Genomic DNA, 16,356 nt, shown 5'->3' on the forward strand with positions numbered 1-16,356 from the left:
TAGAATTGGCGGGTTTTTTATTTTCAGGACGCCCGTTCCATGTTGCATCGCGTTTTCGCCACCCTGGTGGCCCTTTTTGTGTGCGGTGCAGCGTTCGCGCAGTCACCTCCATCGTCTTCGTCAATCCCGCATCCCGTGATGTCCTACAGCCGGGACATTCAGCCGATCTTCACCGAGAAATGCGTGGCCTGTCACGCCTGCAACGATGCGGCATGCCAGTTGAACCTCGGTAGTGGCGAAGGGGTGTTGCGCGGGGCCTCCAAGGTGCCGGTGTATCAGGGCGAGCGCAGCCAGGCGATCGCGCCGACGCGGATTTTCTACGACGCCCAAGGCCCTGAGGCGTGGCGCAGAAAAGGCTTTTATTCGGTGCTGGATGGCCAGAGCAATCAGGCGGCGTTGCTGTCGAAGATGCTCGAATTTGGCCACAGTGCGCCGCTGGTGCCCAATGCCAAGCTGCCAGACGACATCGTGCTGGGGCTCAATCGCGAAAACATGTGTCCGCTGCCTCAGGAGTTCGAGGGCTACGCCAAGTCGCACCCGGGGCAGGGCATGCCCCTTGCAGTCACCGGCTTGACCGATGCGCAATACACCACCCTGCAAACCTGGCTGGCCCAGGGCGCGCCGGTCGAGCAAACCCCGGTGCAGCCGAGCGCAGGCGAAGCGGCGGAAATCAACGAGTGGGAAAACCTCTTCAACCGGCCGGGGTCGACCGAGGCGCTGGTGGCTCGCTGGTTGTACGAGCACCTGTTTCTGGCCCATGTCTATTTCACCAACGGCGAGCAGGGGCATTTCTTTCAGTGGGTGCGTTCGCGCACGCCGAGCGGGCAGCCGGTGGACCTCATCGCTACCCGCCGTCCCGATGACGATCCGGGCACCACCTTTTATTACCGCTTGATGCCGGTGCAGGGCGTGATCGTGCACAAGACTCACATCACCTACCCGATGGGGCCACAGAAACTGGCGCGGGTGAAGCAGCTGTTCTACAGCGGCAACTGGCATGCCACCGAGCTGCCAGGCTATGGCCCTCAGCGGCGGGCCAACCCGTTCGATACCTTCAAAGAAATCCCGGCAGTGGCGCGCTACCAGTTCATGCTGGATAACGCCGAATATTTCGTGCGCACCTTCATTCGCGGCCCGGTCTGTCGCGGCCAGATCGCCACGGACGTGATCCGCGACCATTTCTGGGCGTTGTTCCAGGAACCGGCCCACGACCGCTACATCACGGACGCGGCGTATCGCGGCAAGGCCACGCCGCTGCTGGCGATGCCGGGGCAGAACGACGATGTCGGCAGTGTCTTGAGCCTGTGGCACGGCTACCGCGACAAGCGCAATGCGTACGAAGACTTGCGCCGCGATGCCTACGCGCACATGCCGCCGCCAGGGTGGGCGACGCTGTGGGCAGGCAACGACAACGCCTTGCTGACGATCTTCCGCCACTTCGACAGCGCCACCGTGAACAAAGGCCTGATCGGCGATTTGCCGACGACCGTCTGGCTGTTCGATTACCCGCTGCTGGAGCGCACCTATTACCAATTGGTGGTGAATTTCGACGTGTACGGCAACGTATCTCATCAAGTGCAGACGCGCCTGTATTTCGACCTGATTCGCAACGGCGCCGAGGTCAACTTCCTGCGTTTGATGCCTGCGGACGCCCGTGACGACATTCTCGGCAGTTGGTATCAGGACAGCGGCAAAGTGAAGATGTGGCTGGATTATCAGGCCATCGATGACGACACCCCGTCCGGACTCAAACTGGATGAAAAATCCCCCGAACGTGACTTCGAGCGCAAGCTGATCGAGCGCGCCGGGACGCTGAATGCGGCGCCGGACCCGATCAACCGCTGCAACGGGGCGTACTGCTCGCGACAAGGCGTAGGGCCGGTGTTCAGTGATGTCGAGCAGTCGTTGAGCCGACTGGTGTCGCGTCCGGCGGCCGGCTTGCGGGTCATCGACCAACTGCCGGAAGCGACGATGCTGCGGATTCAGGATGGCAGCGGCAAACGTATCGTTTACAGCATGCTGCGCAACCGCGCGCACAGTAACGTCGCGTTCCTGTTGGGCGAGGCGTACCGCTACCAGCCCGGGCTCGACACGTTGACGATTTATCCCGGCGTACTCAGCAGCTACCCGAACTTCATCTTCAACATCCCGGCCAGCGAAGTGAGCGCGTTCGTTGATGCCATGGAGCAGGCCCGGGAACACAAAGCGGCGTTCGAGAGGATCGTCGAGCGCTGGGGCGTGCGCCGCAGCCATCCGCTGTTCTGGACCTACTTCCACGACCTGGATCGCTACATTCAGGAGACCGAACCGAGAGAGGCGGGGGTGTTGGACATGAATCGGTATGAAAATCTGTAAACGAGTTCATTGACTGGCCGCGTTCCACTTGTAGGAGCCGGCTTGCTGGCAAAGGCGATGTGACAGGCGACTCATTTGTTGCTGACACCGCGCATTCGCCAGCAAGCCGGCTCCCACGCATACGACGTCGGTCACAGATTTTATGAGCTATGCATGACCCCTGTGGGAGCCGGCTCGCTGGCGAATGCGGTTTGCCAGCGAGCATAGAATCTCCCACACTGTTTTGCGCCATCCAATAGCGTGGTGTCACCCCCATTCCCGCTGAGTGAAACCCGAAAACCCTTATAAAACATGGCCTGCAGCCATTATGCAGCCCGTCAGGCCTGCCGAACCTTTTCGCAAAACTCGCAGTCGGATCTCCCAAGCCGTTCCTGCATCATGGGCGTTTTCGATGTCCAGGGGCGTGGGTCAAACCCGAGCAAGCAAGAGGTTTTAGATGTTGATTTCGGTTCAAGCCCTGCGGGCACTCGCCGCGTGGGTCGTTGTGTGTCACCACTTCATGCAGATTTTTTTCGACTTTCATCCCAGCGGCCCCGTCGGCCGATTCTTCACCGAAAAAGGCGCCGTCGGCGTCGACATCTTCTTCGTCATCAGCGGTCTGGTGATCTACCTTTCGACGTTGGACAAAGACATTCCCGTCCGCCGCTTCATGCTCAACCGCATCATTCGCATCGTTCCCGCCTACTGGCTGTACACGCTGGTCATGGGGCTGCTGGTGGTAGTCGCGCATCCGCTGCTGCCTCACCAGGTCGTCGATTGGCAAAGCTTCCTCTTCTCACTGATGTTCATTCCTTCGGAAAACCCCGGCGGTTATGGGTTGTACCCCACGTTGAACGTGGGCTGGACGCTGAACTACGAGATGCTGTTTTACCTGCTGTTCTCGATGGTCTTCCTGTTCCAGCAGCGTCTGCGTCCCTTGATCATCGCCGCTGCGCTGTTCGCCGTGACCGACGTGCTGGGCCGGTCCGGGCTGATCAGCCGGTTCTACGCTAACGACATCGTTTACGAATTCCTGCTCGGGATCGGCATCGGCGTGATCTACCGCCGGGGCTGGATCGGCGAGCGCCTCTGGCTGCCTTTGCTGGCTATCGGCGGGGCACTGCTGACCATCAAGCAACTGCCGCCGGATGTGCGCATTGTCAACTGGGGCCTGCCCAGCGCGGTCATCGTAGTGGCGTGCATTTCCCTCGAACCCTACCTGCGCGGCAACCGGCTGCTGAAAGGCCTGGGCGACTGTTCGTACTCGGTGTACTTGCTGCATGTGCTGGTGCTGTATGGCGGCTGGCTGGCCACCCAACGCTTCGGGCTGAACCCGTACGTGGCGTTCGCGGTGTGCGTGCCGGTCATCGCGCTGGGGGCGTGGTTGAGTTACGAGTGGATCGAGAAGGGCCTCTATCGCCGGATGAAAGGCTGGTTGGACAGTCGGCGGGCAATCAAGGAAGCGGCAGCGCTGACATGAACAGCGGGATGAAATTGCCTCGCAGTTGCATTACCTGACCGATTTACTAGGACTTTGTCAGTTGCCGTGGAATGGCGTAAACTCCGTGCCACGTCTGCGAGGAATTTTCATGACCGCTATTACTATTACCGATGCCGCCCACGATTATCTGGCCGATCTGCTGCAAAAGCAGAACACCCCCGGCATCGGCATCCGCGTGTTTATTACCCAGCCTGGCACCCAATACGCTGAAACCTGCATCGCCTACTGCAAGCCGGGCGAAGAGAAGCCGGAAGACAAGGCCATTGGCCTGAAGAGCTTCACGGCGTGGATCGACTCCTTCAGTGAGGCGTTTCTGGACGATGCCGTGGTCGACTATGCGACCGACCGCATGGGCGGTCAGCTGACGATCAAGGCGCCGAATGCGAAGGTGCCGATGGTCAATGCTGATAGCCCGATCAATGAGCGCATCAATTATTACCTGCAGACCGAGATCAATCCCGGTCTGGCCAGTCACGGCGGGCAGGTGACGCTGATTGATGTGGTTGAGGAAGACGAAGCAAATATCGCGGTGTTGCAGTTCGGTGGCGGTTGCCAGGGCTGCGGTCAGGCGGATGTGACGCTGAAGGAAGGGATCGAGCGTACGTTGCTGGAGCGGATTCCCGAGTTGTCCGGGGTGCGTGATGTGACGGACCATACTCAGAAAGAGAACGCTTACTACTGAGTGGTCTTCGCGGTAGTCGAAAGCCCCGATTTAGTCGGGGCTTTTTTATGCGTGGCATTCGGGGGATTGAGGTGGGGTACGGTAAGAGCGGATAGGTTGCGACCATTCGGATGGGGGCATATCCGTTTCCTTTATCTGGGCGGCCTAAAGTTCCGCCCTCACTTCGGCGACGCTCCGTGGGCCCGCTGGTCGGCGACAGATCAGTTGCCATCGCTACGCCATAAAACCCTAGGAGACGCCGGACGCACGACGGCCGCGTTCTGGCGCGCAGCGGCAGCAGATCCTGTGCATGCGGTGTGTGGAGATGTAACGCGGTATCGACAGCGTTAGGTCAGGAGAGTCGTCGGCAACCGATGGGCCGCCATCGCTGCCGTCGTTCCTCCGGCGGCTCCTACAAGGCATTCCGCATGCCGGAAGACGTGAACGCCTCCAATACGTCAGCAAGGGTGATCACCAACCTTCGATATGCCACAAAGCCCGTAGGAGACGCCGGAGGCACGACGGCCGCGACCTGGCGCGCAGCGGCAGCAGATCCTGCGCATGCGGTGTGTTGGGCGTAAGGCGGTATCGACAGCGTTAGGTCAGGAGAGTCGTCGGCGACCGATAAGCCGTTATCGCGGCCGTCGTCCCTCCGGCGGCTCCTACAAGGCATTCCGCATGCCGTAAGACGTGAACGCCTCCAATACGTCAGCAAGGGTGATCACCAACCTTCGATACGCCACAAAGCCTGTAGGAGACGCCGGAGGCACGACGGCCGCGAGGCGGAGGAGCTGACACCCCTGCGTTTCACAGGCCTCAGCAGTGGGCTCATGGCCGGTAAACGTGCGCATGCCCTGCGTGGTAGAGCGAAGATTCGCTGAATACGTCGTTGCCGAGCACGCGTCCCACGAGGATCAGTGCCGTTCGGCGAAAGCCTTTGACAGCGACTTTGGCTTCGATGTCGGCGAGGGTGCCGATCACCCAATCCTGATCCGGCCAGCTGGCGCGGTGGACGACGGCGATGGGGCAGTCATCGCCGTAGTGGGGGGTGAGTTCGGCGACGATCTTGCCAAGGTTGTTCACCCCAAGGTGGATCGCCATGGTGGCTGTGTGTCGCGCCAGTTCGCCCAGATCTTCCCCTACCGGCATGGCGGTTTTGTCGGCGTAGCGGGTGAGGATCACGCTCTGCGAGATGTCTGGCAGGGTCAGCTCGGTTCCAAGCAGGGCGGCGCAGGCAGCGGTGGCGGTGACACCGGGGATGATTTCGAAGGGGATGCTCAGCTCGCGCAGGCAGCGAATCTGTTCGCCGATAGCGCCGTAGAGGCTCGGGTCGCCGGAGTGCACGCGGGCGACGTCTTGGCCGTGTGCATGAGCCGATTTCATCAAGGCGATGATCTGTTCAAGGTGCAATTCGGCGCTGTTGATCACCTGGACCGCCTGATGGCCCTGCAAAACAGCCTCTGGCACCAGCGATCCGGCGTAGATGATCACCGGGCAGGTGCGGATCAGGCGCTGGCCTTTGACCGTGATCAGGTCGGGATCGCCGGGGCCTGCGCCGATGAAGTAAACGGTCATTGAATCTCCAGAAAACGAAAGGGCGGCACAACTATGGGAGCGCGCTTGGCCGCGATGACGATCTGCCTATAAAAGCTGGGCCGCCTGAGACGACGCCATCGCGGGCAAGCGCGCGCCTACAGTGGAAATGAAACGGAGGTGGCCAACGCGAACGTGGCCCGTGAGCTGTTTCGTCGCTCGATCAACAGCCGCGCCGACGACCCACTCAACCGCGCCGCCATCGCCAGCGCCGCGCTTTCGGCCACGCCATAACAGCCAGTGCTGTCGAACGCGATCTGCGAGTGATGGCTCAACTGCGGCTCGAACATTGCCAGTTCTTCAGCGCTGAAAAAAGCCAACGGCAGGCCGAGCCGTTCCGCGAGTTCGAGCATGCCCGCTTCTGACGATTTGAGGTCGATGGAGGCGAGGGCGGTGATGTCGGGCAGTGTCAGGTGATGCTCCAGCAAACTGACCTCGATCAACCCCTGAAGCACCGACGCCGGGCAATCGCGCTGACAGCCGAGGCCGATCACACGAATGCCCGCGCTCATCAGGCAGGGCTCAGCTCGGTGATAGTCCGCTGCGCGTCGTAACGACGAAACAGCCAAGCGCTGATCAGGCCCATGGCGACCCAGAACGCCGCGTTGGTCAACTGCGAGGCGATCTTGAATTGCGCTTCCAGGTTTTCCGGTGCCAGGGCCGAATGGACCGCCGGCTGCGGCGCGCCAATCACGTGGGGCACCAGCAAAATCGCGGCGCCCAGGACTTTCAACAGCCAGTGACGGGCGAAGACCATCAGTGCCAGGCCAACCGCCGTGGAGGCCGCTGTGCTGATCCACCACGTCTGGCGCAGGGTCAGGTCCGCCGCTGCAGTGCCTGGCAGCTCAGGCGGAAGGCCCAGCGTCGGCGCGAAAACGAACACCGCGTAACCGGCCAGGCCCCACAGCGCACCCTGCCGAACACTAGTGGGCGTGCGCAAGGTGTACAGCGCCGCCAGCATCAGCGCGAAACCCACCGCAACCACCAGATTGCCGCCTGTGGTCGACAGCACGCGCTGCCAGCCGTCCTCCGGCTCCCAGGCCTCTTCGTCATGAACATGGGCCGCCATGGCGTCTCCAGCGTGTTCATGCTGATGCACCTCTGCGGCAGCGGGGGCTTTCTCGTAGGTTTCGGCTTGAAGGATCAGCGGCGCGACCCAAAAGCTTTGCAGCAGGGTCAGCAACAGAGCGGCGAGCAGTCCGGTGAACCCGGCCGTTTGAGCGATTCGCTTGAACATGGCGGCAGGTCTCAGTGGCAAGGAAAGGCAGCGCTGTGGCGGGTGTCGTGGGCAGCATTGTGCACCGCGTCGATGTGCGAGAAACCGGCGAAGTAGACCAGGCACGCGCCGAGGATCATCGCGCTGATGGCGGCGGTGAGGCGTTGGGTCTGGGTGCTGGCGGTGCTCGCAGATTGGGTCGTGGTGCTGATCGACATGGCGCTTCCCTCTGGTCTGGAATGTCAGCGGTGGGGATGCGCAGGGCAAGCTACTGACAGACGTCAGTCGCGAACTCAACAGCGCCCGCCCACCGCGGGTTTGTTATGTGACGTTGTCGGGCCGGTCTCCGGGCTTGCGAGGGGCAGACAACCTGCCGACAAGAATCACCTTCCCATGTCGCGGACCGACACAGTGGCTCTGATTCTTCGCTCGCTTACCGTTGCGGGGGCAGCGCCGGACTTGCACAGACTGAGAGTCTGTACGCACCGGTTTCCCGTTTCACCCTGTGAAGGGCACCCGTAACAAGGTGTGTAGGAGAGCATGGCGCGGGGTGTCAGTCAATGCAGGAGGCAATAGACAGCTCCTCAACGATGGGCGCGAAGCGTCACACGCCTGCTGTGCTATCGAACATCGATACCGTTCAGCCCAATTGACGACGCAAAAATCCCGGAAGCGACATCCGTCCCGGTCATCGCTTGCGCTGGAGCGCTATCAAATATAAATAGAGGCATATCGAATATCGATACAGGTGAATCTTGAAAGCCACGATCGATGTATTCAATTGTCTCTGGCAGACCCAGCTCTCGGTGCCGTCATGTGCGACGACCCTACCGTCTCGCGCACATGTCGTGGTGATCGGCGCAGGCTATACCGGCCTTGCTACCGCGCTTCAACTCGGTGAGGCCGGACGCGACGTGGTGGTGCTCGACGCCATGAACATCGGTGACGGGGCATCGGGCCGTAACGGAGGTCAGGTGATCCCCGGTCTCAAGCTTAACCCTGACGAACTGCATCAGCGCTTCGGTGAGTCAAAAGGCCGGGTGCTGGCGGACGTGGTCGGGGGCGCAGCCGACTATGTGTTCAACCTCATCCGGCGTCTGAACATCGATTGCGACGCCCGACAGGACGGCTGGATTCAGGCGGCCCACCACGATGTGGCGCTCGAAACGCTGCGCAACCGGGCGGCGCAGTGGCAATCCCGAGGCGGCGACGTGCAGATGCTCGATAAGGCCCGCACCGATCAATTGCTCGGCACTTCGATTTACCGAGGTGCACTGCTCGACCGTCGTGCCGGGCAGCTGCAGCCGTATCAATATGTCCATGGCCTGGCTGCGGCTGTGCGAGCGCTGGGGGTGAACATTTTCGAACGCTGCGCCGCGTTGCAACTGCGCCGCAGCGAAGGTGCCTGGACCGTAGTGACGCCGCATGGCGAGCTTCGCGCCGATCAGGTGGTGATCGCCACCAACGCCTATTCTTCCCCTTTGTTGCCTGCGCTGCCGCACACCTACGTCACCCTCTGGAGTTTGCAAGCTGCGACCGCGCCGCTTTCTGACGATCTGTTGGCGCAGGTTTTACCAGGCGGGCTACCGGTGTCTGACACCTATCGGGTGCTTCGTTATTTTCGGCGCACCCAGGACGGACGCTTCGTCCTCGGCACACGCGGGGCGTTCCGCGATGACCTGAATCATGGCGACATCGCCCGGGTGCGCGCTGAAATGCTCGACATTTATCCGATGCTGGAAAACGTGCCAATCACCCATTGCTGGTGTGGTCGCGTGGCGGTGCCGGCGGCGAGTATCCCGATGCTCAGCCAGCCCGAATCGGGGCTGACCGTCGCTTTGGGATATTACGGACGGGGGGTGGCGATGGCGACACGGATGGGCGCGCTGGTCGCGGATCTGGTTCAGGGCTTGCCCCCGCAGGAGAGCGCTTACCCGGTGACACCGTTCAAAGCCATGCCCGCTGCGCCGCTGCATCGCAACGTCGCGCGGGTCGCGGCGAACGTCATGCGCTTTCAGGACCTCTTCGAACGCCGCGTCAGAGGAGTCAGACGATGAGCCGCTCACACGCTGAGGCCCGTGCGTCGATGACCGCGCCCGACATCCCGCCACCGCGCCGCTCCCGCGCCAAGGTGTTCGACGCGTTGCTCAACCTGCCGGGCGGGCTCATCACCTGCACGCTGATTCTGTTCGCGCTGGGGTTGCTGTTGTACATGAGCGTGCGCGTGAATGACGGGCAGATCATCGGCTCGGCGTTCAGCCTCGATAATCTCTGGACGGCATTGACCGATCCGTTGACCCGTCTGGTCCTGCTGCGCTCCATCGTGCTATCGGCGATCGTCACCATCGCCACGGTGGCGCTGGCGTTTCCGGTAGCGTATTTCCTGGCGTTTCGCGCGGGTCGATGGCGCCATCTGCTGTTGTTTCTGGTGACACTGCCTTTCTGGACCAGCTATTTGCTGCGGGTATTCGCCTGGAAAATAGTGCTGGCCTACAACGGCGTGCTGAACTCGGCGCTCATGCAACTGGGCCTGATCGACGCGCCGCTCAACGGCCTGCTCAATACACCAGGCACGGTGGTCGTCACCCTGGCCCACGCCTACGCGGCCTTTGCGGTGCTGCCGCTGTACATCTGTCTGCAAGGGCTGCCAAAGAACCTGTTCGAAGCGGCGGCCGACCTGGGCGCCAGACCGTATCAAGGGTTTTTTCGGGTGGTGCTGCCGCTGTCGGTGCCGGGGGTTCTTTCGGCGGCGCTGGTGGTGTTCGTGCCCACGGTGGGCGACTACGTGACCCCGGCACTGGTGGGCGGGCCGAACAGTTCGATGATCGGCACGCTGATTCAAGCCCAGTTCGGCAAAGCCAACGACTGGCCAGCCGGGGCGGCACTGGCGGTGATCAGCATGATCGCCATCGCTATCGTCGTGGTGGCGGCCCGGTGGATCATCACTCGCTGGAGTACCCGCACATGACCCGCCACCTGTCGCGCAACTGGCTGGTGGCATACGTCGCGGCCTATCTGGTGTTCCTGTACCTGCCGACGCTGCTGATACCGGTGTTCTCGTTCAACGATTCCATCGCGCCCGCGTTCCCGCTCAAGGGTTTCACAGTGCAGTGGTATCAGAGCCTGCTGGACGATCCGCGCCTGCGCAACGCTGCACTCAACAGCCTGATCGTTGCCAGTTCAGCGGCGGCCATCGCCACGGCAGCGGGATGCCTGATCGCATACGCCGATTTGCGTCGCAGCTCCCCCTTGGCTCGCAGCATTTCATTGCTGGCGCGGTTGCCGATCCTGTTGCCCGGCGTGGTGCTGGGCATCGCCTTATTGGTGGGCGTCAACCTGATCGGGCCGGGACCGTCGCTGGGCGCCATCGTCGTTGGGCACGTGTGTTTCTGCCTGCCGACCACCGTAGTGGTGATGCGCAGTCGTTTTGCGGCGTTCCCCCGCAGCCTAGAAGACGCGGCGATGGACCTCGGCGCCGATGAGTGGATCACCTTTCGCCGCGTGGCCTTGCCGCTGGCGATGCCGGGGCTGGTGTCGGCGTTCATGCTCGCGTTCATCACATCGTTCGACGAGTTCATCGTCGCGTTCTTTTTGGTCGGCACCGAACCTACCTTGCCGATTTACATCTGGAGCCAGTTGCGCTTTCCCAAGCAACTGCCGAGCGTGATGGCGCTCGGTACGGTGATCCTCGTGGTCTCCGTGATCCTGGCCGCGTTCGCCGAACACCTGCGTCGTCGCGGCACCCGTTCCTCTGCCCATTCCACAACGAAATAGCTCGGAGGTCTCATGAAAATCCGCATGACTGAATCACGCTCCTGGGTAATGGGGCTGGGCGCTTTCGCCCTCGGTGTCACGCTGTTGCAGCAAGGGGCGCAGGCGGCCGACAGCGGCAAGTTGACGTATTTCACCTGGTCCGGCTACGAGTTGCCGCAGTTCCACGGCGACTTCGAAAAAGCCCACGCCGGGCAGGTCGACATCTCGGTGTTCGGCGATGACGACGACGCGCTGTCGAAGGCCCGAGCGGGGTTTCATCCGGACCTGGCGCACCCGTGCTACGACAAATTGGATCGTTGGAAACAGGCCGGGTTGATTCAGCCCCTCGATCCAAAACGGCTAAAAAACTGGGATCAGATCTTCCCGGTCTTGCAAAAACTGCCGGGCATTGTCGAGGCGGACGGCAAGGTGTGGATGGTGCCATGGGACTGGGGCAATACGTCGATCCTGTATCGCACGGACTTGGTCAAGAACCCGGAGCCAACCTGGAAGATGTTCTTCGACCCGAACTCGCCGTACGCCGGGAAGATGGCAACCATCGACGCCGTGCACGACACGCCGCTGGTGGCCGCAGTGGTCGCAGGGGTCGATCCGTTCAAAAAGATGGACCAGGGCGAGCTGGACAAGGTCGGCGCGATGTTGCGTCAGCAGCGGCCACTGATGTCCTCGTACACCACTGACATGACCTCGGTCGAACAAAGCCTGGCCAGCGGCGAGCTGGTGGCCGCCATGGCCTGGAACGCGTCGGCCACCGCATTGAAAAAACAAAACGTGCCGGTGGCGTTCATGAAGCCCAAGGAAGGCATGTTGACGTGGGTGTGCGGCATGGTCCTGCTAAAGGACGCCAAGCACGTGGACCTGGCGTATGACTTCATCAACGCCCGCATGAACCCGGATTCCGGCGCGAGTTTGATTAATGAATATGGCTACGGCAGCGCAAGTCAGGCCGCGTTCAAGAAGGTCCCTGCGGCCAAGCTCGACGAACTGTCACTGCCCAACGACCCGGAGACCATGCTGCGCGACACCGTGCTGACCAAGCCGATTCCGAGCAACGACGAATTGGCGAAGTTGTTCGAGCGGGTGAAGGCGGGCGGGTGAGTCACTTTTGACACCGACCTGTATGTCGGGCCCACGCGGGTGCGGCAGCCAATCGCCTGTGATCTTTGGCGTAGCGACAGCAAAACCGTTGAACGCGGTCGGTCTGACCAGCCGTGTTCATCCGTTTCAATCCCATCCAGCAGAGGACTTCGCCCGTGACAGATACCAGCGTGGTCAGCCTCCGAGGCGTCAGCAAGCGCTACACCGAGAGCATTCTCAGTGTCGATAACATCGATCTGGACATCGCCAGCGGCGAATTCATCAGCCTGTTGGGGCCGTCGGGGTGCGGCAAGACCACGACCTTGCGCCTGATCGCCGGGTTCGAGGGGCCGACGTCCGGGCAGATTTTCATCGACGGGCGCGACCTCACCGACGCGCCGCCGTACGGGCGTCCGGTCAACACTGTGTTTCAGGATTACGCTCTGTTTCCGCACCTCAACGTCAGTGACAACGTCGGGTTCGGCCTCAGCCTGGCCGGGGTTGGAGCAAGCGAGGCGCGCACGCGGATTCGCGAGATGCTGGATCTGGTGGGCCTGGCAGACAAGGCCAAGGCGCGGGTCCAGGACCTCTCGGGCGGGCAGCAACAGCGCATCGCCATGGCTCGCGCGTTGGTCTGTCGGCCTCGGGTGTTGCTGCTCGACGAGCCGCTGTCCGCCCTTGACGCCTACCTGCGGCAGCACATGCAGGTCGAACTCAAGCGCCTGCAATCGCAACTCGGCACGACCTTCGTGATGGTCACCCACGACCAGACCGAAGCCCTGTCGATTTCCGACCGCATCGCCGTTATGCGCAACGGCCGGATCGAGCAGGTCGCAGGCCCTGCCGAACTCTACGATCAACCTGCGACCACCTTCGTCGCGGGCTTCATCGGCGCGAGCAACCTGTTGCCGGGCGAGGTGACAGGGGCCGACCACCGCCTGTTTCGGGTCAAGGTTGGAGCGATGCAGTTGATGGCCCACAGCGATCAGCCGCTGTGCGCCGGAGATCAGGTGACCGTTTCCCTGCGCCCGGAAGACCTGCGGCTAGAAACCGGCCCGATCAGTGCCGACCCTGCCAAGACCCAGGCCACTGTAGTGCAGACCCTGTTCCACGGCCGCTCGCTCCGAATTCAGGTGCGCGTACCGGGCGTCGAACCCATGACCCTGGACTTGCCCCGCGACGGCAATGCCCAGCACACCGAAGCATTGCGCCCGGGCGACGGTATCTATCTCAGCGTCGCGCCGGGGGTGGCCCGCGCGTTCCCTACACGCCCAATCTGACCCTCAACAGGCAGGAGACCTTTATGACGACCCTCTACGAAACCCTGTCCCAACGCAGCGCCGCCGATTGGCAGCAGCGCCTTGGGCAGTTCAACTACCGCATCAGCAATTTCATCGACGGCGAATACTGCGACGCTCTCAGCGGCGAGACCTTCGAAGTCGTCAACCCGGCCACAGGCAACGTCCACGGCCACGCGCCGCGCAGCAATGCCCATGATGTGGATGTGGCGGTGAAGGTGGCCCGTCGGGCCTTCCGGTCTGGCAGTTGGTCGCGTCTGTCGCCCCGTGACCGCATGGCGGTGCTGTATCGCTTCGTGGCGTTGATCGAAGAGCAGGCCGAGGCCTTTGCCATGCTTGACGTACTGGACATGGGCAAGCCGATCACCGACATGCTCGACGTGGACGTGCCGTACTCGGCGCTGTCCTTTCAGTTTTTCGCCGAGACAATCGACAAACTCGAAGGCTCGGTCACCAGCACCACGCCTGAAGCCTTGCACTACATCCTGCGCCAGCCGCTGGGGGTAGTCGGTTTGATCGTGCCGTGGAACTACCCGCTGCTCATGGCTGCGTGGAAGCTTGCGCCTGCGCTGTCGATGGGCAACTCAGTGGTGCTCAAGCCCGCCGAGCAGTCGCCGTCCAGTGCGGTCTTGCTGGCGGACCTGTTCATCCAGGCAGGCGGCCCACCGGGGGTGTTCAACGTGGTTCAAGGCTTCGGTCGGGAGGCGGGCGAAGCACTGGCCCTGCACATGGATGTCGACAAAATCGGATTTACAGGTTCGGTGGAAGTCGGCAAGAAAATGTTCATCTATGCCGGCCAATCCAACATGAAGCGCGTGACCACCGAATGCGGGGGCAAAAGCCCGCAGATTATTCTCGAAGACGTCGCCGATCTGGACCGTGCCGTGAGTTACGCGGTCAACGGCATTTATGCGAATCAAGGCGAAGTCTGCAACGCCGGTTCGCGGCTGCTGGTGCAAGACAGTCTCTACGACGATTTCATCGAGCGTTTCACCGCCGTGGCACAGGGACGCTATGTGCCGGGCAATCCGTTCGACCCGGCCACACGCATGGGTTCGATGGTCTCGTTCCAGCAGCAGAAGCGGGTGCTGGGCTACATCGACAAGGCCAATGCCGAGGGCGGGCGGCTGGTGTTTGGCGGCGGGGTGCCCCAAGGCCTGGAGCATGGCGCGTTCGTCAGCCCGACGCTGTACGCCGACATCGCTCCGGGGATGACGCTCGCTCGCGAAGAGGTCTTCGGGCCGGTGGCCGCTGCGATCCGCGTCAAAGACTTGGGGCATGCGCTGGAGATCACCAATGACTCGATTTACGGCCTGGCCGCTTCGGTGTGGACGCAGAACATCGACAAAGCGCTGACCTTTGCCCGCGACGTGGAGGCGGGCATTGTGTGGGTCAACTGCTTCGACCATGGCGACATGACGCAGCCGTGGGGTGGCTTCAAACAGTCGGGCAATGGCCGGGACCGCTGCCTGGAGGCGCTGACCCAGTATTCCCAGACCAAATCGGTGTGGGTGCACCTGGGCGGTTGACGCCCCGGACACGTCGGGTACAGTCGCGGTCTTTTGGATGCCCGCGCTGTATCGGCGTGAGTACGACCCTTTTTTGAACGACACGCCACGATTCGCGAGCGCTCATGAACCAAGATTCCCTGCCTGAAGACAATCGGCCCGCAGACAAGGTCGCCCCCGAGGACTCGCCGCTGTTCGCCAGCACCCTGGCTCGCGGGCTCGAGGTGATCACGGCATTCCGGGCGGGCAATCCGAGCATGAACCTGCCGGAAATCGCCACAGCCACTGGCATCACCAAAAGCGCGGCCCAGCGGTTTGCTTTCACCCTGGAAGCCCTTGGCTATCTGCGCAAGGACCCGCACAGCAAACGCTATCAATTGACCCCCCGGGCGCTGTCCCTGGGATTTGGCTATTTGCAGACCGATAGCCTGATCGACCGGGCGTCGCCATACCTGCACCAGCTCAACCGCGAATGCCACGAAAGCTGCAACCTGTCCGAGCCGGATGGCCATGAGATGGTCTTCGTGGCGCGTTTCCCCAGCCACAATCAGGTGATGATTCCGATGCCGCTGGGCCTGAGCCTGCCGATGTACTGCACGGCGTCGGGCCGGGCGTATCTGTCGCGGCTCGACCCGCAGGCCTGCGCCGACCTGCTCAGGGCGATGCCACGCCCGGCGCAAACCCACGCCACCATCACCGACCTGGAAACCCTGCAGGACAAGATTGCCGAAGCCCGCTCCGAAGGCTTCAGCAGCATCGAGGGCGAGTATTTCCTCGGCGACATCAGCCTTGCGGCGCCGATCGTCGATGCCGGGGGGATGCCGCTGGGCGCGATCAACATTTCCGTTCCGGCCAGTCGTTGGGGTCATGAAGAGGCGCGCAAGGCCTTTGGTCCGGCGTTGATCCACACCGCCCATGCGATTTCCAGCGCAGGGTGGAGTCAGCGGGCGGGCGGGTTTCGGTAGGCGCGCAAATGGCGCATGGCTAAGGGGGGAGGAGCGCCGCAAGACTCTGTGGGAGCAGGCTTGCTGGCGAATGCGGTGTGTCAGTCAATTCATCTGTCACAGACCCACCCCGTTCGCCAGCAAGCCGGCTCCCACAAGTGATCGAGTTGGCAGTCGACACATGGGTTGCCGCCGTTTGCTCGTTGACCTTCCTCCAGGCACTGCGTAGCCTTGCGCATTCGAGGTTCGCCGCTCCGTTTTGCTCGGGCGCGGCGCTAAGAAGGGAATGTGGTGCAAGCCACAGCTGCCCCCGCAACTGTAAACGGTCATGTTCATTGCACAGCCACTGCGCGAGCGGGAAGGCGCGATGAGCGCGTCTGATCTGGCGTTGCTGCCAAGTCACCCGCCGCCGTGAGCTAGGAGACCTGCCTCGAACACGGGCCTGTTTTT

The 16,356-nt window shown here is 62.1% G+C and carries 14 protein-coding genes and 2 riboswitches; of the genes, 10 read left to right on the forward strand and 4 right to left on the reverse strand.

Translation table 11 applies throughout. The features are described from left to right. The first annotated feature begins 39 nt into the window (after nt 1-39). From B3N48_RS15820 to nfuA, 3 genes are all read left to right on the forward strand, one after another. Nucleotides 40-2,355 (forward strand): fatty acid cis/trans isomerase, encoded by a 2,316-nt coding sequence (locus B3N48_RS15820; protein WP_296185294.1) that lies wholly within the window; start codon nt 40-42, stop codon nt 2,353-2,355. A gap of 436 nt (nt 2,356-2,791) precedes the next feature. Then, entirely contained in the window at nt 2,792-3,814 is a 1,023-nt protein-coding gene (locus B3N48_RS15825; RefSeq protein ID WP_296185295.1) for an acyltransferase family protein, read from the forward strand. A gap of 109 nt (nt 3,815-3,923) precedes the next feature. Then, on the forward strand, nt 3,924-4,517 hold the full coding sequence (gene nfuA, locus B3N48_RS15830) for a Fe-S biogenesis protein NfuA (protein WP_120126365.1): 594 nt from the start codon (nt 3,924-3,926) through the stop codon (nt 4,515-4,517). A gap of 807 nt (nt 4,518-5,324) precedes the next feature. On the opposite strand, the gene cobM is transcribed toward nfuA, so the two are convergent. From cobM to B3N48_RS15850, 4 genes are all read right to left on the reverse strand, one after another. Continuing rightward, complete coding sequence (cobM, locus tag B3N48_RS15835; protein WP_296185301.1) at nt 5,325-6,071, reverse strand: precorrin-4 C(11)-methyltransferase; 747 nt, start codon at nt 6,069-6,071, stop codon at nt 5,325-5,327. A 116-nt stretch (nt 6,072-6,187) separates the two neighbouring features. Then, on the reverse strand, nt 6,188-6,601 hold the full coding sequence (locus B3N48_RS15840) for a cobalamin biosynthesis protein (RefSeq protein WP_296185302.1): 414 nt from the start codon (nt 6,599-6,601) through the stop codon (nt 6,188-6,190). After that, on the reverse strand, nt 6,601-7,326 hold the full coding sequence (locus B3N48_RS15845) for a CbtA family protein (protein ID WP_296185304.1): 726 nt from the start codon (nt 7,324-7,326) through the stop codon (nt 6,601-6,603). Before B3N48_RS15845 ends, B3N48_RS15840 begins: the two co-directional genes overlap by 1 nt. 11 nt (nt 7,327-7,337) lie before the next feature. After that, nucleotides 7,338-7,523 carry a CbtB domain-containing protein gene (locus tag B3N48_RS15850; protein WP_296185306.1) on the reverse strand — a complete coding sequence of 62 codons (186 nt, stop codon included), beginning with the start codon at nt 7,521-7,523 and terminating at the stop codon, nt 7,338-7,340. A 102-nt stretch (nt 7,524-7,625) separates the two neighbouring features. Next, nucleotides 7,626-7,840: riboswitch (cobalamin riboswitch) on the reverse strand. Nucleotides 7,841-8,060: 220 nt separating this feature from the next. On the opposite strand from B3N48_RS15850, the gene B3N48_RS15855 reads away from it, so the two are divergent. From B3N48_RS15855 to B3N48_RS15885, 7 genes are all read left to right on the forward strand, one after another. Next, on the forward strand, nt 8,061-9,362 hold the full coding sequence (locus tag B3N48_RS15855; RefSeq protein ID WP_296185307.1) for an NAD(P)/FAD-dependent oxidoreductase: 1,302 nt from the start codon (nt 8,061-8,063) through the stop codon (nt 9,360-9,362). Continuing rightward, on the forward strand, nt 9,359-10,273 hold the full coding sequence (locus B3N48_RS15860) for an ABC transporter permease (protein WP_296185309.1): 915 nt from the start codon (nt 9,359-9,361) through the stop codon (nt 10,271-10,273). Before B3N48_RS15855 ends, B3N48_RS15860 begins: the two co-directional genes overlap by 4 nt. Continuing rightward, nucleotides 10,270-11,079 (forward strand): ABC transporter permease, encoded by an 810-nt coding sequence (locus tag B3N48_RS15865; RefSeq protein ID WP_296185311.1) that lies wholly within the window; start codon nt 10,270-10,272, stop codon nt 11,077-11,079. The genes B3N48_RS15860 and B3N48_RS15865 overlap by 4 nt, the downstream gene beginning before the upstream one ends. A 24-nt stretch (nt 11,080-11,103) precedes the next feature. Beyond that, on the forward strand, nt 11,104-12,177 hold the full coding sequence (locus tag B3N48_RS15870) for an ABC transporter substrate-binding protein (RefSeq protein ID WP_296185313.1): 1,074 nt from the start codon (nt 11,104-11,106) through the stop codon (nt 12,175-12,177). Between the two features lie 155 nt (nt 12,178-12,332). Continuing rightward, a complete protein-coding gene (locus tag B3N48_RS15875; protein WP_296185316.1) occupies nt 12,333-13,436 on the forward strand; it encodes an ABC transporter ATP-binding protein in 1,104 nt (367 codons plus the stop codon). A 23-nt stretch (nt 13,437-13,459) separates the two neighbouring features. Then, nucleotides 13,460-14,983, forward strand: a complete 1,524-nt coding sequence (locus tag B3N48_RS15880) for an aldehyde dehydrogenase (protein WP_296185318.1) — start codon at nt 13,460-13,462, stop codon at nt 14,981-14,983. Between the two features lie 104 nt (nt 14,984-15,087). Next, a complete protein-coding gene (locus B3N48_RS15885; RefSeq protein WP_296185320.1) occupies nt 15,088-15,927 on the forward strand; it encodes an IclR family transcriptional regulator in 840 nt (279 codons plus the stop codon). A 204-nt stretch (nt 15,928-16,131) separates the two neighbouring features. After that, nucleotides 16,132-16,353: riboswitch (cobalamin riboswitch) on the forward strand. The last annotated feature ends 3 nt before the right edge of the window (nt 16,354-16,356 follow it).

Origin of the sequence: Pseudomonas sp. UBA1879 (assembly GCF_002338065.1) — a bacterium.
Classification (GTDB): domain Bacteria; phylum Pseudomonadota; class Gammaproteobacteria; order Pseudomonadales; family Pseudomonadaceae; genus Aquipseudomonas.